We start from the raw sequence: 21,953 nt of genomic DNA, 5'->3' as shown, positions 1-21,953 counted from the left end.
TAATTATGGGTATATGAAAAAGAGAGTAGCGGTAATAGGGGTAACAGGAGCAGTTGGACAAGAATTTGTGCAGTCATTGAATAGTCACCCATGGTTTGAAATTACACAAATTGCAGCTTCGCAGAGATCGTCTGGGAAAAAATACATCGACGCAATAAGAGATGTGGATAGTGGAATTATCAAATGGGAGATTGGCGGAGAGGTTCCAGAATATATAAAAGATATGCAAGTATTATCTGTCGATCAAATTGATACGTCAAAGTTGGATTTAGTATTTTCAGCCGTAGAATCTAATGCAGCTCGAGATATTGAAACTAAATTTGCCAAAGACATTCCTGTAATTTCTACATCCTCAGCATACAGATATGAAGATGATGTTCCAATATTAATACCAGGTATTAACGATGAACATATTGAATTATTAGAGATTCAGAAAAAAAACCGTAATTGGAAAGGATGGGTTGCCCCATTACCAAACTGTACCACAACTGGTTTAGCAATTACAATGAAACCATTACATGAAAAATATGGTGCAAAAAAAATTCTAATGACCAGTATGCAAGCAATTTCTGGCGGAGGTAGATCACCTGGAGTTTCTGCCATGGATGTAACTGACAATATAATACCATACATACCAAAAGAGGAGGGCAAGGTAAGAGTGGAGACGAGAAAGATTCTTGGTAAATTAGATAATGGTAAAATTAAAGATGCAGATATCAAAATATCATGTACGTGTACACGTGTTCCAGTAATTGATGGTCATACTGAATCAGTATTTGTAGAGACAGAAAAAGAGATAGTCCCTGATGATGCTAAAAAGACAGTCGAGGAATTTAGTAAAAATATTTCAGTATCTTCACTACCATCTGCTCCAAAAGACTATTTTGTAGTTCACCAAGATCCCACAAGACCTCAGCCTAGAATGGAACGGAATGTCGGAGATGGCATGACAACAACAATGGGCAGATTAGAGAAAGAAGAGTTGTTTGATCATGGTTTAAAGTATGTATTATTCTCACATAATAAAAAAATGGGTTCTGCCAAGGGAGTTATACTGTTAGCAGAGATGCTTCTTGAAAAAGGTAAGTTTTAGATTTTATCAACCTGACAGTTTATTAATTTTCAAATACTCAGTTATATGATGGGTGTGTGTCATATCAATTGCCAATTTCACATATCTAATGTATTAAATTTATAAATTGAGACGAAATATGTCTAAATTATGCCAACAAAGATTGACAAAACTGATGTGAGTATAATTACAGAATTAGTGAATGATGCATCAATATCAATACCAGATTTGGCAAAAAAAATAAACATTAAACAAAGTATGATATATTCTAGAATTAATCGTCTCTTAAAAAAGAAAATTATAAAATATTACACCATAGTAGTTAATACTCAAGAGTTAGGTTATAATGTAAAGGCTCTGACAGGTCTAAAAATGAATACAAAAAAACGTGATTACGTAATAGAGGAATTACTAAAAATTGGAGAGGTGTGTGGAATTGCAGAAGTCACAGGTAGGTTTGATATTATAGTCACTACATATTCAAAGACTTTGGATGATTTACATAAATTGACGTCAGAAGAATTTGGTAGAATTGATGGTATTTTATCATCAGAGAGTTTTATAGAGATGAATGGAATTACAAAGGCAATACCAAGATTGATGGGGAAGTTGTAAGAATTGCAAATATCACATGTACAATCACAAATTGCTGTTTATTATGAACTTACCAAGCCAAAAATTTGGTATCTATTACTTTTTACAGCAATTTCGGCAATTGTCATAGCCTCCAATATTTACGGTATACAAGTATCACCCATAACGTGGATTTTGGTCATCGTATCAGTAGGGACAGGATCTGCAGCTGCAAATACACTAACAAATTATCATGACAGAGATATAGACGCTATAATGGAGCGAACAAAAGACAGACCCATCCCATCAAAACGAATCTATCCAGCAGAGAACGCAAGAGACTTTGGACTTGTACTTGCAGGGATTTCCCTAGTAACAGCTGGGATGATCTCATTTACTACTACAATAGAACAGGGATTATTAGCAGCAGGATTTATTGCGTTTGGATTATTCAATAATGTTTTAATCTATTCACATATGTTAAAACGAAATTATCGAAGTAATATAATTTTAGGAGGACTATGTGGAGGATCCCCTCCATTGATAGGTTGGGTTGCAGTTACCACTAGTGATTTATGGACTGTAGGATTAATCATGGCAGGACTAGTATTCATTTGGATACCAATGCATATTTGGGCACTTACACTTCACTTCAAAGAAGATTACATTAAAGTAAATGTCCCAATGTTAACAGCGGTTCAATCTGAATCATCTGCATCAAGGACTATTGCAATATCTACAATTGTTATGACTGCATTTAGCATCATACCGTTCTTTCTAACATTACAAAATGGTGAACCTGTTACCGGGCAAATCTATTTGTGGACTGCCATAGCATCAGGAATACTTATGCTAGTATTAAGCGGGTGGGTTTTACGTAATGCAACAGAGAAGACTGCATGGGTTTTGTTTAAATTTTCAAGTCCATATTTGGCAGTTTTATTTATCGGATTAATGGTAGATTCAGTGCTGTAAAATATTATTTTGCAGGAAGAGTTGTGGAATTACTAATTATTTCTTGCAAGTCGAGTTCAACTACAGAGCCCAAGTGATCATATTCAACCTTGTTTTTATCAATACGAAGGTATGATGTACCCATAACATGATTTGCTGAGATAGACTGGCCTCTTGTCCATGTAGATAATGACTGATAAATGGTAGAGTAAGTTTTACCGTGTTTGATATTAGTAAGAATTGTAGAGCGATTTATCACATCACCATTAGTAATTCCTTTATCAGTCTCAATGTGTTAACGCGCTTTAACAATTTTACGATCATCATCATATTGAACAGCAGAGATTAGATAATCAGCCCAAATAGTCAATAGTTAGCTAGAAAATAATTCGGTTATTTAAAAGCTATATGGGTATCAAGTATAGTCTTGAAGATCTGCATCAAATGGTATGTGTGCCAATTCAAAACCTTCAGACTTTTTATCCAGAGGAATAGTAGCATCAATGCCAAGTTTAGAGGTTGTAAGAGTGTCTTGATTACTAGACGGATCCAAACTTGAACCGCGTACATTATGAATGACTAGTAGATCTTTATCAGCTTGAAAACGTGTAGCCATAGCATATTCAATTGCGGTAGCAGAATTAGGATCAATATCAATATCTACGACAGTAACTTGTTTTAAAGAACGGTGTGCTGTGAAAGTTTTGTTTATAATTTCTGGTACATCACTTGTAGATGTTTTTTTGATTTGAACCACTGCATGTAACCAATTACAACCACCGTCACTCAAAACTATACTAGTCACATCAGAGAATAATTTTTTTAAATTATGATTCAATTTGGCCTCTATTGGCATTCCCATTAATAGACGATGTTCAGTATATCCGGATAGTATATCATGAAATATCGGATTATCTTGATAGTATAGTCGCTCTAATTCAAACACAGGCTGAGAACGTTTGTGATCGTAGGTTTGTAGCATTTCAACCATCCATTCTTCATGTGTGACATCTGATAATATCTTGCCTTCTAGTACAATTTCAGTAGTTGCAGGAACGTATAGTCCAGTATTTGGTAATTTACAAAGTGATAATTTCTTATCTAGTAAGACATTTGCTATATTCATTTCATCATAACCCCATACAGCTTGATATGCTGATGCGATGGATATTGCCGGATGTACACCAATAGTAATTGCAACAGGAAGATCACAGTTTTGTTGCTTGCTACTTTGAAAACAACGATCTAGATGTCTTTCTTGAACCATACGTATAGAAAAATGAGTATCATCTATTGGCATCAGTCTATGAAAAGAAGAGTTTTGTTCATTTGTTTCAGGATTTTTTACATGTACAATTGATGAAGTGATGAATGGGCCAGATTCTTTTTCAAAATGAGTTACAACTGGCAATATAGAGGCACTAGTTGATTGGTTTTTTAAAAAAAGACCATCTTGTAGTAATTTTGGTTTTTCAGCAATGTCTATACTTTGAATAATTTTGTCATGAATAGTCGAGACGGTAGCATTTAATGCCTGCGCAAAACGGTTTTTACTCCCTACCAAGTTGGAGACTAGACGAAAATCACTTTCTGCAATATTATCAAATAGAATGGCAGACAAACCATCAACCTTGGATGTTATAGAGGCAATTTCATATTTTGTACTAACTTGCTTTGTAATAGTTGTAAGATCTCCAGAATTTTCTAAAATAGATATATAATTTCTTAAATCAGACATTTTGAGTCAGAGCCTTCACTTCGGTTAAAAGTAACTTTATTTCACTATTTGTCAATTCGGATTCGGTAAACATAGATACCAATACAATTCCTTTGATGCTTGTACTAATTGGTTCAGCTATTAAACGCAATACGGTAAAATTTTTTTTAGAAGGAGTAAGCATAGTAGCTATTGGAGTAGGTCCTGTTCCTATTGATAACATCATTGAACCAAGTTTATTCAGATTTTCAGAGATTGAGAGAATTATGCCGTTCTCAAACTTTAGAATATTAAATATAAGAGATTTAGATGAGATTTTAATAATTTTAGTTGAAAAATTATTTGATTGCTCCAATTACAAATATCGCCTATTCATCAGTAGTAGCTTCTGCACTTTTTGCGTCTGCTTCAACTCTTGCTCGTAATTTTGCCTTATATTTTAGATTTCTAGGTTTTGTTCGAAGTCGATATCCACAACAAGGACACCAAAGACCTTCCCATTTTATAAAAATCTCACAAATTTGGCATCTACGTTGACCAGAAGCATAACGACCAGTACCAACTGGTTTTTGAGCTTTATAGCGTACACATATTCCTTTACACGTCAAAGATACATCACTATACTATCTCTAAAAAATGTAGTATATAACTATGAATATAAAATTTAGAGAAAATAAGTAAATAAATTTGACAAAAATTTAAAAGATGTGTATAAAATAAATAAATTTAAATTAATAATAATTAAATTTAAATTAACAATAAATTAATTTAAATTAATAATAAATTAATTATGATGTTTATAGGCGCAATAATCTAGAGAGTAATAATTGTATAGATCAGCACGATGATCCAAGACCAATTGCATGAAAATTAAATTTAGCGAATTCAGATGGATTGAAAACTCTACGTGCATCTATAACATTTGGATTTTTTAATAAACTAAAAATTCTATTAGGTTTTAACATTTTATATTCATCCCATTCTGTTAACACTATACAACAATCAGAGCCATCTAAACAGGATTTAATATCTAAACTATATTTAATTTTATTATTAAATATGGATTTAAAATTTGGAATTGCCATTGGATCATGAACTCGAATTTTTACATCATATCTTAATAACAATTTTACCAACTTTGTAGAGACAGCACTACGTATATCATCAGTATTTTTTTTAAATGATAATCCCAGTATAGAGATAGTTGTGCCTGAAAGTAAATTATTTTCAGATAAGATATGCACAATTTTTTTTGGTTGCGTTTCATTTACAGAATTCACAGCCTTGAATAAAGAATTCACTCCATCAAATTGCTTGGAGAAATTAATCAATGCGTTTAGATCTTTAGGAAGGCAACTACCTCCAAAACCAGGTCCTGCCTGTAAAAACATGGGACCAATACGTGGATCCAAACCTAGTGCTTCGGATATAGTGGTAATATCAGTACCAGGTAAATTCTGACACAGATTTGCAAAGGAATTGATAAAACTAATTTTTGTAGCTAAAAATGCATTATTCGCATATTTGATCAATTCAGCACTAGTAATGTCGGTGTAAATAATAGGCGGCATTTTTTTATAAAAATTTTTATAAAAAACATCAAGTGCCTTACTATTTTTGGTGTATTTACCGATTACAATCATGTGTGGATTTAAAACATCATGTATTGCTCTACTTTCTTGCAAAAATTCAGGATTTACAAATACATCAACACGTTTTTTCTTTATGAGAGTAGAGAAAATTGGTAGTATAACATCTCTAGTTGTTTGTGGAATAACAGTACTCTTCACTACAAGAGTATGATATGTTTTCTTTTTCTTTAGAATAGAATTGATATCTTTAGCAGCTTTGATTACAAAAGATAGATCAATACTAGAGTTTTTTAACGGAGTACCAACACACAGAAATGTCATACTGGAGGCAAGAATTGCATGATGCAAATTATCAGTAAATTCAATTCGTTTTGATTTTATTGCCTTGTTGAGATATTTTGGAAGATTTTGTTCAAAAAAATCAACGTGACCTTGTTTTAATTTTGCTAATTTGGACTTGTTGGTATCAACGCCAATTACATTATACCCCTTATCTGCACTTACAACAGCCAACGATAAACCTACAAAGCCCAGACCAATAATTGAGATAGATTTTACCAATTAGTATCAAGGAAAATATTTTTTCTAAATTATATAAATCATTTATTTAGAAAATGGTACAAGAAATTAAAATGTTATAAGAAATAGCCCGGCCCAGACTCGAACTGGGGTCAAGGGCTTCAAAGGCCCCTATGCTTGACCGCTACACTCGGCGGATATAATCCACTACCGGGCTGCCGGATGATCAAACTGTGCCATATTACCTTAAAATATTATTGCATGTATTATTTACATCAAATCTAAAAAGAATATTGTAAGGTGAACATTAAGAATTATTTATTGATTTCATGACTTTGATGAGACTTTGATATGGATCTTCCATTGAGTTTAACATATCTTTAGCACGTTTTTTAAATTTTTTATTATCAGATTCAAGTAATTTACTAATTTTTGGAATTAATTTTTTGGGATCTGTTATTAGATGTGTCAGTTTTTTATTAATTAAATAGTCACCAATTACATTTTGATTAGAATTATAGGATATATTTGGAATTCCACGAAATGCAGATTCTGCAGTCATTGTTCCTCCAGAGCCAACATAAACATCAATTAATGGTAATAATTCCTGACTAGGTATAACACGATCAAGAATGATGATTTTATTACCAAATTTATTTTTCAATTCCTGTAATTGATCCACATATCTAGTTAAAACTAGAATATTCCAATCTTTATTCGCATTTACAATTGCCTCTAACATTTTATACATTCTAGTGACCCCTTGTGTAGTAGCATAAGATGCATGGGTCTCATAAGTTCTAAAGAGAATTGTTTTTTTCTTAGGAAATGATAGTGATGATTTTATTTTTATTGCATTTTTAATAATCGGAGCAGCATCAATTGCCTTGTACTGAATGATGTGTTTGGCAGGTATGCCAAATTTTGTAAAAGATTTTTTTGGAATTATCCAAGGTGTTAAAAGACGATCCACGAGTGACAAACTCAGTTTCAACGGAATAGTTGCACTAGGTATATCAGTAAACGCAATATGTTTCAATCCCAATCCAAACGCGACTCTAGATGCATCAGATGAGCAATCGCTTATTACTAAATCAGGAGAAAATTTCAATACTAAATCTGTTAATTTTTTCATTCTACGAATAGACACGTTGAGTTTGTCTGCCTTGGTGATACCAGTATAACTCTCTACATATGTAAGTTTAAGACCCAATACATTTGCCAATTCATCTACTTCTCTATAGTGTCTAGAGGTACATAGAATTTTATGTTTTTTTGCAAGTTTTTTTATCATAGGACCAAAAAACAAGACTTGTTTAGGCGTAAGTATTTCAAACCAAATTTTCAATTATTATATTGAAAAATTATTCAGTAATAAGTTATTGCCCATAGATTTCGTTCAGAAAATAAAAAATTATATAAAATGCAAACGCATCTTATAATTATCCAAACTTCTTTAATGTTATAGTTTGATAGAAATAGTATGATTATACCTACAGGATTGTATAATTTAGATAAAATTCTCAATGGAGGATTACATGCTGGAACAATCACAGATGTGTCAGGTGCACGTGGAACTGGAAAATTTCAGTTGGTTGTACAGACAATTTTGAATGCGTTAACTAGTGTGGAGAAAAATGTGTTATATCAACACACAGCAGGAAATTTTAGTTCTGAATATCTACGAGATAATATTAGGAATAGAGATATGGATGAAAACATTATGGATAGAATTAAGGTTTTGAGAATAACAGATTCCATGCAACAAGCTAGTATGGTAGATAAACTAGATGATCAATATTCATTAATTGTTGTTGGTAGTGTGGCAGAATTATTTTCGTTCGAGTATGGAAAAAAAGATTGAAATATAGAAAAAAATATTGAATTTATGAGATATATGCATAAACTAGCTCAATTTGCCATACACAAAAAAATCCCCATACTCGTAGTAAATACAACTAGATACACACAAAATGTAATAGCAGAAAACATGGCAAAATCAATATCCATGTATACGCATACACGAATACATCTAGAAAAAAATGATTCGGGATTCTCATATACAGTTCTTGTACTAGATCAGTACAAAACGTTCAAGTACAAGAAAACACCTGTAGGACTAGAAGACGCAGATCAAGATATTTAATGGTGTGATAAATTATGTTTAGTCATGGCTGGAATCTTCGAATCTAATTCCAACGATTACTCTAGTGCTGTTTGTGGCAGGTATAATTGGAGCGATGTTTTATGAACGTGCAGTCACACGAAAAAATAACGAACAAAAAACATGATGTAACATTTGAGCAAAAATTCAAAAAGTTAGGATTTCAAACTCTAACCGATATACAGAAAAAAGCAATCCCTGTAATTTTACAGAAAAAAGATACTCTTATAATTGCCCCAACAGGATCAGGTAAAACAGAGACTGCAGTCATTCCAATTTTTTCTTTTGTAAATAAATCAAAGGAAAAGGGAAAAATAAAAGTATTATACATCACACCACTCAGAGCTTTGAATCGTGATGTGTTTAAAAGAATAATTCGATATGCTGAACATGAAAAATTAAGTATCAAGATACGACATGGAGATACATCACAATATGAAAGAAAGAAAATTGTAAATAATCCTCCAGACATACTAATCACTACACCAGAGACACTAGTTGTAATGCTAGTACAATCTAAAATTTTAGATTCACTAGATTCACTTGAATGGGTAGTAATAGATGAAGTTCATGAATTAATGGGGAACGAACGTGGATCACAATTAACAATATCACTAGAGAGATTGCAACTGAATTCAAAATTCCCTATTACTCGCATAGGGTTATCTGCAAGTATTGGCAATACAATAACTGCTGCAAAATTTGTTGTGGGAACAAAGCGGAAATTCAGAATAATCAAGGATGATTCCATTAGAAAATATGATGTTGATGTGAAATATGTCAATGGCACCATTATGGATGTGGCCCAGGCAGTAGTAGAGTATAAGAGTAAATTCCCTAAAGAGACCATGCTATTATTTACCAATACAAGGGGCGAGGCTGAATTTTTGGCATCTGCACTAAGAGATAAATCAAGTATGAAAATAGGGATGCATCACGGATTACTATCAAGAGAGGTCAGAGAGGAGACAGAGGGTAAACTTCGAGAAGGAAGATCAGAGATTGTCATATGTACATCTTCACTAGAATTAGGACTTGACATTGGCTCTATAGAGCAGGTAATTCATTATGGTTCACCGCGTCAGGTATCTAAATTAGTTCAGAGAATTGGAAGAAGTAGACACAAAAGAGGAGAATCTGCCAAAGGTCTAATTTTAACAAATAATTTTGATGACGAATTTGAATCAAAAGCAATTCTTGATAAAGTGTTTAGTAATTCGATTGAGGAGCAGAATATACACTCAAATCCACTAGATGTATTAGGACATCATTTAACGGGATTAGCATTACAGTTGAACACTAGTGTTACAGTAAATCAAGCATTGAGTATAATTACCGAAGCGTATCCGTTTAGAGATTTGACCACAGAACAAATTGTAGATGTGTTGGAATTATTGGATTCGACCAATTTATTATGGTTTGAAGATGAAAAAATGGAATATAATACAACTAGAAAAACTTTATTTTACTATTATCAGAATTTATCTACCATACCAGACATTTTAAAATTTCGAGTGTTTGATTCTATAGGCAAGAGAACTATAGGATATTTGGATCAGAGATTTGTAGGTGATCATGGTAAACCAGGTAGTGTATTTGTGTTAAAGGGAACAAAATGGTCCATTTTGAATGTGGATGAAAAGGGATTCATGATAAATGTAGAACCATTCAGAACGCAGGGAACAGTAGTGCCTTATTGGGAAGGTGAGAGCATACCAATTGATCAGAGCATAGCGAAAAGAGTAGGACAATTACGTACAGGTGTAAAAAAAAGACCATCGTTATTTGTAAATGATATAATTGAATCGTTAGAGATACCCATACCAAATGAAGATACAATAGTAATAGAATCAGTGAAAAGTAGTGGTTTAGTAATACATTGTTGTTTTGGAACGAAAATAAACTCTACGCTGGCCATATTGGTATCTTCAATATTATCATCAATACTTGGATTACAAGTAGAAACACGTTCTGACGCATATAGAATAATGTTAAAATCATCCATACCCATATCCAAAGATGTACTAGTAGATATATTCAAAGATGATTATGATTTATCAGATATTTTAATATCATCACTGTCTGGAACTCATAATATCAATTGGAAGGTTTGGTCAGTTGCAAAGAGATTCGGTATTGTAGGACGTGAAGCAGTTTACCAACAGAAAACTGCACGATTTCTATATGAGAGATATGCAAATACCCCCCTTGCTAAAGAAGCTGTACGAGAGTTGTATCACGATAAATTTGATATTGCAGGCTCAGAGCAGGTTTTAAAAAGAATCAAAGCAGATAAAATTACCATACAATGGAATGACATATCTAAATTTACCAGATTAGCAGAACCGATACTAGATCATACTACAAAATACTATTCTACACCCACGAGTCTAGACAAAGGGCTACTCAAGATGGTCAAAGAACGACTATTGAAGACCAAACACAGACTACTTTGTGCAAGATGTGGTATTTGGCAGATGACATATCTTACAGAGGAAATAAAATCGATCAAGTCATGCCCGTATTGTAAGGCGCGTCAGATAACTAGCACATTTTATGGAGACCATGATTTATCAAAAATTATACAAGACAAATACAAGGGGAAAAAGATCACACAAGAACAAGAACACAAATACAAAAGAGCATGGAAAGTTGCATCATTAATAGAAAATTTCGGCACAGTTGCAATCCTAGTACTCTCTGGATATGGAGTCGGAGCAGATACTGCAGGAAGAATATTACGAAATATGATTAGTGAGAAAGACGTTTACAGGCAGATATATGAAGCAGAGAGACTATATGTTATGACACGTGGATTTTGGGATTAGTTTTTTATTGTTATTGCAGAAAATGCATTTAACACAAAATCTTTTTTGCCTTCCAGACCAGGACGCACACTTCCACCAAGAATGGAAATTACTGAACCCAATGCAATATCTCCAATCAATTTAGATTGATCACGCCAACCCTTGACCCATATTTGTCCAGTATCATCTTCCACAAGCATTTCGGATAATTGTATGGAATCGCCTGCACGTGTTTGAATTTCTCTAGTATCATTAATCTTCAAAACAATTGCCTCAATACAATAATCATTATCCAATACAAGGTCATCGATTCTAGTCCTAACATCAGAAATGTTTGGTAGGTTGGCATCACTTTTTCCAATGTATGAATCAGAATCTACAGTTAGACGATTTCCTCTCATTGTAGATGGAATGCAGGTTATGACATCATTAATGGCAAATGTACTCATCTTGGCAGATGTGTCTGTAATTGTGAATAGTTTTTTCTTTTCATCTATGGCCAATGATAGTAGAGATCCATTCCTTCCTTTGGAGATGGACAATAAACGTAATGTCATATCATCAACACTACTTTTACCAGATATTACGATGCGTGTAGCATCATTTCCATGAATTTCTAATGCGTTTTGGTTTCCCATTTTTACGCGAACATCATAAAGAATAGCCTTGTTATCAGGAGAAATAACTTTTGGTATCATAGTTTCATCTTTTCCCCATAGTACAGCACGCATAGATACCCCATCACTTCCCCGCAGTCTCAGTCTCAGAGCAGTACTTGGTTTTCCAGTCTTAGAATTTGTATAATTCATAGTAGATATACCATCTGCAATGCCAGAAATGATTACATGTGCAGTCTCTGCTTTGATACTACTAATATCTACGATCTTACTTTCTATTGATACAATATCACTATCTTGTTTCAGAATTTCTACTACACCACCGGTTCCAATGTGTAATGAATTAGTATCATCAAAATCTTTTTTTACAAATGCATTAGTTAATCGTAATAATGCTCCTGGAATCAGAGATGATTCATCCAATGGAATTGATTCTTCCCAAATTTTCACACTTGCAATACCAGTATTATCATATACAACCATGCTACGTAGTGTAAATTTTGTTCCATCTTTACGCTCAAATTCTTTTGGTAATGAACTAGATATCAATCTTGCATCAAGAGTGATTTGTTTAGAGCCTACAAGCAGAGTACCAATGGTTACCTGACTTACTTGATGAAGATCAAGTTTGTAATCGGCGGCAACTAGATGAATTGCTCCTTGTTCTGTAAGATATCCAGAACCGACAGTTTCCATTTTTTTCTTTACTGCCATCTGAATTGCCTCTGTAGTCAAGTCAGGTTTTTGTTTTTTAAGTTCATTTACAAGATTATCAGATTCAGTCAAACTATTATTACTCAATCCCAACGTTTAATAAAAATTTTCACGAGTAAAATTGTATGAAATGTGTTGTAACTCATAATCTAACTAAATTATACAAGAATACAAAAGCAGTGGATCAGATAGATCTTGATTTGGAATCAGGTAAGATATTTGGTCTTTTAGGACCCAACGGAGCAGGAAAATCCACCGTGATTAAATTGATGACCACACTAATTAAACCAACTAGCGGATCATTGGAAATTTTAGGAATGGATGTAACAAAGGATGCACTTGCAATTCGTAAAAAAATAGGGGTGGTACTACAACAACCCAGTTATGAACCAAATTTAACAGTAGAGAAGGCACTCAACAAGTATGGTATGATGTGGAATATTCCACGTAAATTAAGAGGACAGAGAGTTGATGTTCTCTTGATTGAATTTGATTTTACAGATATCCGTAAAAAAAGGAATGAAGAGTTGTCCATTGGTCAACGAAGACGTGTTCAGGTAGCAAGAGAGTTTATGCACGATATGGATCTATTAATTTTAGATGAACCTACTGTTGGTTTGGATCCTGCCGCAAGAAGAAAACTATTGAATTATATCAAAGCAAAGGCCAAATCTGGATTGACGATATTTTATACAACACATATCATGTCAGAGGCCGAGTATCTATGTGATAAAATCATAGTATTAGATAAAGGCAGAGTGATCGCAATGGACAATTCTGATGAGTTGAAAAGGAAATTTGACAGTAGGAAGAAAATAGAAATTCGTATGCAACAAAATGATTATGATTTAAAATCAAAGTTGGAATCATTCGGTGATGTATCAATAAAGAAAGATGATTCAGATTACATATTGACGTTATATACTAATAATACTGGAAAATCTCTAATAGACATAATAAAGAATTTGAATGAAAAGGACATATCAATAGAAGACATTTCTATAATTCCGACTAGTCTTGAGGACATATTTTTGAATATAATAGAGGAGACAAATGCACCCAGTGATTAGACTTGTAAATAGAAATCTTACCATCACTCTTAATCCAGGATTTCTAACCTGGCAAATAATATTTCCATTAATTTACATATTTATTGCAGGATACGCATACACATCTCTTATAGATACAGTTCCATTCTTTGGTAAAAATATTTCATATCCAGCATTTTTAGCAACTGGTATGATTGGATTTAACATTATGAATAGTACTTTGATATCAGGTATTATAATATGGACTGATAAAAGAAATGGAATGTTTGCGCAAATACTTTCAGGACCATTTACAAAAACACATTACATACTAGCGAATGTAACTACAATAGGCATAGTAGGAATGGGAAGTGCTTTATTAATTGGAGTAATCGCATTGCCAGTATTCGCAGAATCTATAGTTTTAGATACTTTCTCAATACCAATATTGATATTTGTAACGATTACCGGCTCAATAACATTTGGATCAATTGCAACTATGATATCAACAAAATTGAAAACTAGCGAGGGTTTCAACATAATAATTAACACAGTTTTTTTATTTTTCGCATTTGTCAGTACAGCTTTTTATCCTGCACAAGGAGCACCAGAGCCTTTGGCTACTTTATTTTATCTAAATCCACTCACTCATGTTGTAGATGTGATTAGAGCAGGACTTTTCAATTCTATAACAGAATTTACCATTTTACAGATGATCATACTAGCTGTACTTGCAATTACATGTTTTACGCTGGCACTGCAGTTATTGAGAAAAATGGATTTTTGAGGGATGGAAAAATGCGATTAATCAAGGTACATTCTGCATAAGGCTTTTATCTTGGCAAAATTTAAATCCGTTCAAGTGATTAATAATAGCACAAACTAACGTAAAAAGACCATTGTCCACACTACAAAAATGCACAGCCAAGAAAGTAGTGATCAGACTGAAAAATGATATTGAATATAGCGGTAAGATGGATAGTGTTGATGCATACATGAATTTGATTATGTCAGATACAGAAGAGATTCAAGATAAAAAAACTATTGCAAATTATGGTAAAGTTATAGTTCGTGGTAACAATATTCTTTTTATCGAATTGAAGAGCGATTTTTAGAAAGATGGTAATTAAAAATATATTCACATCTGAATCAGTAACAGAAGGTCATCCAGATAAGATATGTGATCAAATATCTGATGCAATTTTAGATGAATACCTACGACAGGATCCAGATGCACGTGTAGCAGTTGAGACACTAGTAACTACAGGATTTGTAATTGTTGCAGGAGAAATTACCTCAAAGGTGACAATAAGCAAAGAAGATCATGAAAAAACGATTAGAGATACAATACGTGATATTGGATATAACAATTCAGAGTTGAAATTTGATTCGGAGAGTTGTGAGGTAGAGATACGATTGCACGAACAGAGTTCAGATATAAGTCAGGGGGTAACTGCTACGAATGAAAAAGAGCAAGGAGCAGGAGATCAAGGAATGATGTTCGGATATGCCACAGATGAAACTAGGGAAATGTTACCACTCCCAATAGCACTTGCACACAAATTGACAAAAAAGTTGTCTACTGCAAGAAGAAACAAAGAGATAGAATGGCTCAGACCAGATGGAAAATCTCAAGTTTCAGTACAATATGAGAACAATTATCCAAAAAAAATAGTGGCAATCGTAGTATCTACACAGCACAAACCGGATGTAACAAATAAAGAAATCCATGAAGAGATTATTAAAAAAATTGTGAAACCGGTATGCGGAGATTTGTGGAGTGAGGATATAGATATTCATATCAACCCAACAGGAAGATTTGAGATAGGGGGACCTCATGGCGATGCAGGACTTACTGGTAGAAAAATAATTGTAGATACGTATGGCGGTTATGGTCGCCATGGTGGTGGAGCGTTTTCAGGTAAAGATCCATCAAAAGTAGATTGATCTGCATGTTATATGTGCAGATATATTGCAAAAAATATCGTAACAGCAAAATTCAGTGATAGATGTGAAGTTCAAGTTGCATATGCAATTGGTGTTGCAAAACCAGTTTCATTAATGGTAAATACATTTGGTACGGGCAAAATCACAGACGAAGAGATTGTAAAACTAGTAGGAAAACATTTTGACATGCGACCATCTGCAATTGTAGAGAAACTCAAGCTCAAAAGACCAATATACAAACAAACTGCATCCTTTGGACACTTTGGCAGAGAAGGTTTTGAATGGGAAAACACAGACAAGGCAAATGTCTTACAAAGTGACGCTGGACTTTAAAATATCATTAATAGTCATAAATTTAACATCAGAGCATGATGCCAGTCTATTATGATTACCAATAAAATCACCTACAAGAATATGTAGATCATCTAATCTAAATTCACCATTACCACGAATTGCGGTATAATATGCCTGTTGAAGACTGATTTTCAAAGTCGGAGTGCTTTTATTTCTAAATTTACAAAATAGAGATACAAATTTTGTATATGTAATAATTTGTGGTCCGACTAGATCCAATGTAATATTTGAGAATTTAGACGATACAGTAGAGTCGATCAATAACTTTACAACATTACTAATGTGAATAGGTTGAAGTCTATATGTACCGGTACCAGGTATTCGAATAAGATTTTTCTTTATCTGTTTGTTTAGAAATTTAGTAAATTCATCATCTTTCCCAATAATATATGAAGGACGAAATATTGTATAATCTAATCCAGATTTTATAATGTGTTGTTCTGCAACATACTTGGAGATGTAATAATCAGTGACATTATTTGAAGATACACCAAGACCACTCAGATAAATCATTTTTGGAATATGAGCTTTTTTACATAAAGATATGACATTCTTTGTGATTTGTGTATTAGCATGAATAAAAGAGTCGTCGTTTGTTTGTTTACCAATTCCAACTAGATGAATAATTGCAGAGCAATTTTTTAGATAACGTACAAGACGTTCCTCAGAATAATTAATGGTTGTTTTACATATTTCATTGTGTTTAGGTTTTAATGATTTCCGTGAGAGGCATAGTGTTGGAATTTTTTGTTTTGAGCAAAACGATCTTAAATTTTTAGAAATAAAACCAGAAGAACCAGTAATCGCAATCATATGAATGATTAATCATAAAGCAAATTTCAAGTTTCGGATCAATCTGTGAGAGCATAAATGAGTAATTAGGAATTAATAATAGAAAGATTTTTCCAATAAAATCATGTCAGAGGAGAAAGGATTACGAACTGGATTCACTACCGGTACCTGTGCTACAACTGCGGCCAAAGCAGGTATTGAGTGCATTTTACAGCAGACACGTATAGAGAAGATACCAGTAATATTACCAAATCGTAGTATAGTTGAGATCAATATTACTAGTTGTAAATTTGATGAGAAATCTGCATTTTGTTCTGTAATAAAAGATGGCGGAGATGATCCAGATGTTACTCATGGTGCAGAGATTCAAGTTGAGGTGAAATTTACCAATAATTCAGGTACGATAGAGATCAAAGGAGGAATGGGGGTTGGAGTTGTTACAAAACCAGGGCTTGGACTTGAATTGAATAAACCTGCAATAAATCCAACGCCAAAAAAAATGATACGTGAGAATATTCAAAATTCATTAGGTGAAATATTAAATGAGAAAGGTGTATCTGTAATGATTACTGTTCCTGATGGAAAGGAGATCGGTCTGAAAACAGATAACCCAAGATTAGGAATAATTAACGGAATATCAATACTAGGAACAAGTGGAATTGTAAAACCATTCTCTACAGCAGCTTATGCTGCATCAATAAGGCAGAGTATAGATGTATCTCGTGCAATGAATGAAGATGTTGTGATATTAACAACTGGTGGTAGAAGCGAAACATTTGCAAGAAAAATAATTACCGATAAACCCGATCATGCCTTTATTCAAATGGGAGATTTTTCAGGATACACCATACAGCAATGTGCAAAAAAAAATATTAAAAAAGCATACATTGTAGGTTTCATAGGCAAGTTGGCAAAAATTGCAGCAGGGGTAAAACAGACACATGTTAAAGGATCTAAAATTGATAAAGAATTTCTAGCAAAATTAGCAGATAGTTGTGGTGCGACATCAGATATAATTGAACAGATCAAAAAAGCAAATACAGCAAGACACATCATGGAGATTGTAATTAATGATAAAATAGAAAATTTCTTTGATAAAATATGTCTCAAGGTATATGAACAAATGAGAGATCATTCAGAGAACAAGGTAGACATTGATGTTATTTTGTTTAATTTTGATGGAGATATTCTTGCACGATACAATGTATAGATATATAACATTCATAAACATTAACGATGAAATCATACATTATGAATAACAATAAAGTAATAATTGCTATAACAAAAAATGGTATCAATATTGCACAAAAGATAACGAGTATGGACGATACCTGGACAGTTTATGCACCAGAAAAATTTTTTGATGAGACGAGATTAAAAATAAATTGGTATACAGATTCTACATCCAACAAAATAAAAGATCTTTTTGAAAATAATAATGCAGTCATTTGTATATTTTCACTGGGGGCGGTAATTAGATTAATTGCGCCCTATTTGAAAAGTAAAAAAACGGATCCGGCCGTTATGGTAATTGATGATCAGGCAAATTTTGTTATAAGCGTTTTATCAGGACATATTGGCGGGGCAAATGAAATTACAGAAACAATTGCACAAATTTTAGATGCAACACCAGTAATTACAACAGCAGCTGATGTGAATAAAACAATAGCAGTAGATCTACTAGGTAGAGAATATAATTGGAAGATCACTTTGGATGAAAATGTAACTAGTGTTAGTGCTTGTATGGTAAATCAGGACAGTATTGGTGTATATCAAGATGTAGGAGATGTTGGTTGGAGGAAAAATTTGCCAAAAAACGTAACAATTTATCAACATATAGAAGAAATAATAAACTCAAATTCGTCAGGATCGTTAATAATTACAGATAAAATTTTACATGATATTCCCAAAAATTCAGTGGTGTATAGACCACCAAGTTTGATTGTAGGTATTGGCATACACAGGGACACAAAATTTAATAAAATATATTCATCCATACAAGATTGCATGGAAAAATTTGGATTAGATATTAATTGTATAGCACAATTTGCATCGGTAAAAAAAGATATTCCAGTTGAGGGATTGGAGGAACTATCGGAATATATGAAAATACCAATACAATATTTAGAAAAATCAGAGTTGGCTGAAATTCAAACACCAAATCCTTCAAAAATTGTACAAAAATTTGAAGGTACAGCTAGTGTTTCAGAAGCTGCAGCTTTGAGAATATCTAATGGTAAATTAATAGTTCAAAAACAAAAGTTTCCGCCAGACTTGACCATAGCTATTGCAAGGATAGAGAAATGAAACGTGGTATGTTACTAATTGACAGAGGAAGTAGAGAGGAAGAGGTGATACAAGAATTGGAGCAAATTTGTAAAGACTTGGATGAAAGAGGTGATTATAAATTTGTAAATTACTGTTTTCTAGAAGTGAGACCACCATACATCAAGGATGTAATTCCTAAATGCATCGGTTCGGATATTGATGAGTTAATAATAGTTCCATATTTTCTTTACCCGGGTAAAAAAATCAAACTAGCTGTCAATCAAGTTATGAAATATCAATCTGATACAGATGTAAAATTATTAGTCACAAAAGTGATGAGTATGAATCCCACCATGCGTAAGGTTGTAGATAATAGAATAGAGGATGCTTTAAAAAAAGAAGGAGGTCAATTATCTAAATCAGATGTAGATGTGCTAATTGTAGGACATGGTAGTATGGATCCAAATGCACAGTTGGCGTTAAAATATGTGGTCGATGGTCTTGCAGATAAGTATAGAAACATGAATTATTGTTTTTTAGAGATAGAGCAGCCAGACATATCAAGTGGAATTAAAACGTGTGAAAAAAATAATCCCAATATACTAGTTGTAGTATTTTATTTTTTACACAATGGGGCACACGTACAACGAGATATTCTTGAGGATTTAAATCCAGCGTTAGAGAAATCAACAATTAAAAAAAGTATAATTACAAAACACATAGGTGTTGATGATATGATGACAGATTTAATCTTAGAGCGTGGTAGGGAAGTAGAGCATGCAGACTAGAAAAGGTCAATCGATTGAAGATGAAAGTATGAGAATTATAGATGCCGAAGTTGGTAAACATACGTATGATGATAAACAGTGGAATATTGTACGTAGAATAATTCATTCAACAGCAGATTTTGATTTCATAGATAAAAATAAAATAATTTTTCACAATTACGCAATAGAAATGGGTATTAATGCTCTGAAAAATGGTAAGAGTATAGTAGTTGATGTAAATGGTGTTGCAGGATTACTAAATAAACAAAATCTAGCAGAATTTAACAATAAATTAGTTTGTAAAATATCCGATCCTACTATTGCAGAATTGGCAAAAAAGAATAATCAAACTAGATCTGAACTATCCATGTTGCAATCTAAAGAAGATATTGATAGAGGAATAGTAGTTGTAGGAAACGCACCTACGGCGTTGATGCAGGTAATCAAGATGATAAAGGATCAAGTTGTAAAACCGGCCCTAGTAATTGGAGTACCAGTAGGATTTGTGTGTGCAGTTGAGGCAAAAGAGCAGTTGCAAAAAATACCCACACCATTTATTACTAATTTAGGAAGAAAGGGCGGAAGTTCTACAGCAGCTGCAATTGTAAATGCATTATTCAAGATACTAAGAGAATCAATGTCGTGAATAAATTATGCATTGATTTACAAATTCATTGGCAAAATTACAACTAGGGAAATACAAATGTCCATAAGAGGCCAAAGTATTGTCTTGAATTATTCCATCTTTATTGTGAATTATTCCATGACCCCGAGTTAAATCATAGGCAAATGTCATATCATTTGGAACAAAAGTAATTTCAGAATAATGATACTCGTGTCCATGAAATGCCCGATTTGATGATGACAATAAACAATGATTAGTAATGTTACCTTTGGTATAATTGAGCTTTACAGTTTTAGTCATTCTAGTCCTCAGATCATAAAGACCGACCATGTTGTAACATTTTTTCTCAGAAGTGATAGAACGAGTGAGGTACATTAATCCACCACACTCAGCATATAATGGAATATTATCAAGAGCTAGTTTTTTTACAAGGCGACGCATTTTGGTATTTTTCGATAATGAATTACCCAACACTTCAGGGTAGCCACCACCTAAGTACAATCCATGACATTGTGGAATCTGGGTATCACTAGTTGGGCTGAAAAACTCTAGTTTTGCACCATGGTATCGTAGTGCATCTAAATTATCGTTATAGTAAAAGTTGAAAGAATCATCTAGTGCAACACCGATTGTAATTTTGTTGCGAGTTTTTTTCAAAGATTTAGACTTAAATTTTAACGGCACAGCAGATTTACTATATTTTATAATTAAATCCAAATCAATAAAATCAGAAATTGTACTTGCAACTTGTTTGATTTTTTGCATACTATGTGAATCATTTATCAGACCAAGATGACGTGATGATAAATTAATATCTGCTTGTTTTGGAACCACACCAACAACTGGTATGTTTATTTGCTCAAGGGCATCTTTGCATAGACGTGCATGTTTGGGGGTAGATATTTTATTAAGAATAATTCCTCGGATGTGTGAATTTTTATGGAAATTTTTAAATCCTTGAGCTGTTGCAGCAACAGATCGAGCAGCTTTACTTGCATCAAGAATTAAGATCACAGGTGCTTTGAGGATTTCTGCGACATGATGTGTGCTAGAATGATTAGTAGTTCCAGAATAACCGTCGTAAAATCCCATTACTCCCTCAATTACTGACATGTCTGCACGAGAATTTTTTACAAATGTATCTAGTACCTGAGATTTACCCATAAGCCATGGATTTAGATTTCTTGGGGACTTTTTTGATATTATTGATAGATATTGTGGATTGATATAATCAGGTCCCACTTTGAATGGTTGAACAGTATATCCGTGCTTCATCAAAGAATGTATAATTCCACATGTTATGGACGTCTTACCTACACCACTGCTAGTTCCAGCTATAACGATTCTAGGAATATTCATTCTCTATTTCCTCTAGGAAATTTCGTTTAAAAGAATTTTCATGTAAAGTAATTAGAATAATATACAATGATGAATATAACATAG

The 21,953-nt window shown here is 33.1% G+C and carries 22 protein-coding genes, 1 tRNA gene and 1 pseudogene; 14 read left to right on the top strand and 10 right to left on the bottom strand.

What is annotated here, in order from left to right; translation table 11 throughout:
- Positions 1 to 13: 13 nt before the first annotated feature.
- The 3 genes from asd to R1F52_04075 all read left to right on the top strand — a co-directional run bounded on the left by asd (position 14) and on the right by R1F52_04075 (position 2,620).
- The gene (gene asd / locus R1F52_04085) at positions 14 to 1,093 is read left to right on the top strand and encodes an aspartate-semialdehyde dehydrogenase (protein ID WOV93814.1); all 1,080 of its coding nucleotides are present in this window, start codon (positions 14 to 16) and stop codon (positions 1,091 to 1,093) included.
- 129 nt (positions 1,094 to 1,222) lie between these two features.
- Positions 1,223 to 1,687, top strand: a complete 465-nt coding sequence (locus tag R1F52_04080) for an Lrp/AsnC family transcriptional regulator (GenBank protein WOV93813.1) — start codon at positions 1,223 to 1,225, stop codon at positions 1,685 to 1,687.
- A 3-nt stretch (positions 1,688 to 1,690) separates the two neighbouring features.
- Positions 1,691 to 2,620: a heme o synthase gene (locus R1F52_04075; GenBank protein ID WOV93812.1), complete on the top strand. Its 930-nt coding sequence runs from the start codon at positions 1,691 to 1,693 to the stop codon at positions 2,618 to 2,620.
- 4 nt (positions 2,621 to 2,624) lie between these two features.
- Here the strand turns inward: R1F52_04075 and R1F52_04070 are convergent, their stop codons facing one another.
- The 7 genes from R1F52_04070 to R1F52_04040 form a co-directional block, all read right to left on the bottom strand.
- Complete coding sequence (locus R1F52_04070; GenBank protein WOV93811.1) at positions 2,625 to 2,858, bottom strand: hypothetical protein; 234 nt, start codon at positions 2,856 to 2,858, stop codon at positions 2,625 to 2,627.
- Between the two features lie 156 nt (positions 2,859 to 3,014).
- Positions 3,015 to 4,337, bottom strand: a complete 1,323-nt coding sequence (locus R1F52_04065; GenBank protein WOV93810.1) for a UbiD family decarboxylase — start codon at positions 4,335 to 4,337, stop codon at positions 3,015 to 3,017.
- Complete coding sequence (locus tag R1F52_04060; GenBank protein ID WOV93809.1) at positions 4,330 to 4,671, bottom strand: hypothetical protein; 342 nt, start codon at positions 4,669 to 4,671, stop codon at positions 4,330 to 4,332. The genes R1F52_04065 and R1F52_04060 overlap by 8 nt, the downstream gene beginning before the upstream one ends.
- A gap of 13 nt (positions 4,672 to 4,684) precedes the next feature.
- Complete coding sequence (locus tag R1F52_04055; GenBank protein ID WOV93808.1) at positions 4,685 to 4,924, bottom strand: hypothetical protein; 240 nt, start codon at positions 4,922 to 4,924, stop codon at positions 4,685 to 4,687.
- 228 nt (positions 4,925 to 5,152) lie between these two features.
- A complete protein-coding gene (locus R1F52_04050; protein ID WOV93807.1) occupies positions 5,153 to 6,469 on the bottom strand; it encodes a UDP-glucose/GDP-mannose dehydrogenase family protein in 1,317 nt (438 codons plus the stop codon).
- An 84-nt stretch (positions 6,470 to 6,553) separates the two neighbouring features.
- A tRNA-Gln gene (locus R1F52_04045) sits at positions 6,554 to 6,644 on the bottom strand.
- 90 nt (positions 6,645 to 6,734) lie between these two features.
- Complete coding sequence (locus tag R1F52_04040) at positions 6,735 to 7,775, bottom strand: DUF354 domain-containing protein (GenBank protein WOV93806.1); 1,041 nt, start codon at positions 7,773 to 7,775, stop codon at positions 6,735 to 6,737.
- A gap of 135 nt (positions 7,776 to 7,910) precedes the next feature.
- On the opposite strand from R1F52_04040, the gene R1F52_04035 reads away from it, so the two are divergent.
- The 3 genes from R1F52_04035 (at position 7,911) to R1F52_04025 (ending at position 11,419) form a co-directional block, all read left to right on the top strand.
- Entirely contained in the window at positions 7,911 to 8,291 is a 381-nt protein-coding gene (locus R1F52_04035) for an ATPase domain-containing protein (protein WOV93805.1), read from the top strand.
- A gap of 33 nt (positions 8,292 to 8,324) precedes the next feature.
- Positions 8,325 to 8,573, top strand: a complete 249-nt coding sequence (locus tag R1F52_04030) for a hypothetical protein (protein ID WOV93804.1) — start codon at positions 8,325 to 8,327, stop codon at positions 8,571 to 8,573.
- Between the two features lie 107 nt (positions 8,574 to 8,680).
- Entirely contained in the window at positions 8,681 to 11,419 is a 2,739-nt protein-coding gene (locus R1F52_04025; GenBank protein WOV93803.1) for a DEAD/DEAH box helicase, read from the top strand.
- Here the strand turns inward: R1F52_04025 and R1F52_04020 are convergent.
- Positions 11,416 to 12,801 (bottom strand): single-stranded DNA-binding protein, encoded by a 1,386-nt coding sequence (locus tag R1F52_04020; GenBank protein ID WOV93802.1) that lies wholly within the window; start codon positions 12,799 to 12,801, stop codon positions 11,416 to 11,418. The two genes, R1F52_04025 and R1F52_04020, sit on opposite strands and share 4 nt — an antisense overlap.
- A 53-nt stretch (positions 12,802 to 12,854) precedes the next feature.
- Here R1F52_04020 and R1F52_04015 point away from each other — a divergent pair, with 53 nt between their 5' ends.
- The 4 genes and pseudogenes from R1F52_04015 to metK all read left to right on the top strand — a co-directional run bounded on the left by R1F52_04015 (position 12,855) and on the right by metK (position 16,037).
- Positions 12,855 to 13,799 carry an ABC transporter ATP-binding protein gene (locus R1F52_04015; GenBank protein WOV93801.1) on the top strand — a complete coding sequence of 315 codons (945 nt, stop codon included), beginning with the start codon at positions 12,855 to 12,857 and terminating at the stop codon, positions 13,797 to 13,799.
- Positions 13,783 to 14,544: an ABC transporter permease gene (locus R1F52_04010; protein WOV93800.1), complete on the top strand. Its 762-nt coding sequence runs from the start codon at positions 13,783 to 13,785 to the stop codon at positions 14,542 to 14,544. The genes R1F52_04015 and R1F52_04010 overlap by 17 nt, the downstream gene beginning before the upstream one ends.
- 112 nt (positions 14,545 to 14,656) lie before the next feature.
- On the top strand, positions 14,657 to 14,872 hold the full coding sequence (locus tag R1F52_04005; protein WOV93799.1) for an LSM domain-containing protein: 216 nt from the start codon (positions 14,657 to 14,659) through the stop codon (positions 14,870 to 14,872).
- Between the two features lie 4 nt (positions 14,873 to 14,876).
- Positions 14,877 to 16,037, top strand: a pseudogene (metK, locus tag R1F52_04000) (methionine adenosyltransferase).
- Here the strand turns inward: metK and R1F52_03995 are convergent.
- Positions 16,014 to 16,871 (bottom strand): NAD(P)H-binding protein, encoded by an 858-nt coding sequence (locus R1F52_03995; GenBank protein WOV93798.1) that lies wholly within the window; start codon positions 16,869 to 16,871, stop codon positions 16,014 to 16,016. The pseudogene metK and the gene R1F52_03995 sit on opposite strands and share 24 nt — an antisense overlap.
- 103 nt (positions 16,872 to 16,974) lie before the next feature.
- Here R1F52_03995 and R1F52_03990 point away from each other — a divergent pair, with 103 nt between their 5' ends.
- From R1F52_03990 to R1F52_03975, 4 genes are read left to right on the top strand one after another with little or no spacing between them, the layout of a single operon-like run.
- Complete coding sequence (locus tag R1F52_03990) at positions 16,975 to 18,060, top strand: cobalt-precorrin-5B (C(1))-methyltransferase (GenBank protein WOV93797.1); 1,086 nt, start codon at positions 16,975 to 16,977, stop codon at positions 18,058 to 18,060.
- A 41-nt stretch (positions 18,061 to 18,101) separates the two neighbouring features.
- Positions 18,102 to 19,157 carry a cobalamin biosynthesis protein gene (locus tag R1F52_03985; GenBank protein WOV93796.1) on the top strand — a complete coding sequence of 352 codons (1,056 nt, stop codon included), beginning with the start codon at positions 18,102 to 18,104 and terminating at the stop codon, positions 19,155 to 19,157.
- A complete protein-coding gene (locus R1F52_03980) occupies positions 19,154 to 19,906 on the top strand; it encodes a CbiX/SirB N-terminal domain-containing protein (GenBank protein ID WOV93795.1) in 753 nt (250 codons plus the stop codon). Before R1F52_03985 ends, R1F52_03980 begins: the two co-directional genes overlap by 4 nt.
- Positions 19,896 to 20,531: a precorrin-8X methylmutase gene (locus tag R1F52_03975; protein ID WOV93794.1), complete on the top strand. Its 636-nt coding sequence runs from the start codon at positions 19,896 to 19,898 to the stop codon at positions 20,529 to 20,531. Before R1F52_03980 ends, R1F52_03975 begins: the two co-directional genes overlap by 11 nt.
- Here the strand turns inward: R1F52_03975 and R1F52_03970 are convergent.
- Positions 20,520 to 21,869 (bottom strand): cobyrinate a,c-diamide synthase, encoded by a 1,350-nt coding sequence (locus R1F52_03970; GenBank protein ID WOV93793.1) that lies wholly within the window; start codon positions 21,867 to 21,869, stop codon positions 20,520 to 20,522. The two genes, R1F52_03975 and R1F52_03970, sit on opposite strands and share 12 nt — an antisense overlap.
- Positions 21,870 to 21,953: the final 84 nt, after the last annotated feature.

It is taken from the genome of Nitrosopumilaceae archaeon AB1(1) (assembly GCA_033471095.1).
Taxonomy (GTDB): Archaea; Thermoproteota; Nitrososphaeria; order Nitrososphaerales; family Nitrosopumilaceae; genus Nitrosoabyssus; species Nitrosoabyssus spongiisocia.
Note: the sequence above shows the minus strand (reverse complement) of the source record. Positions and strands in the feature narration are given on the sequence as shown.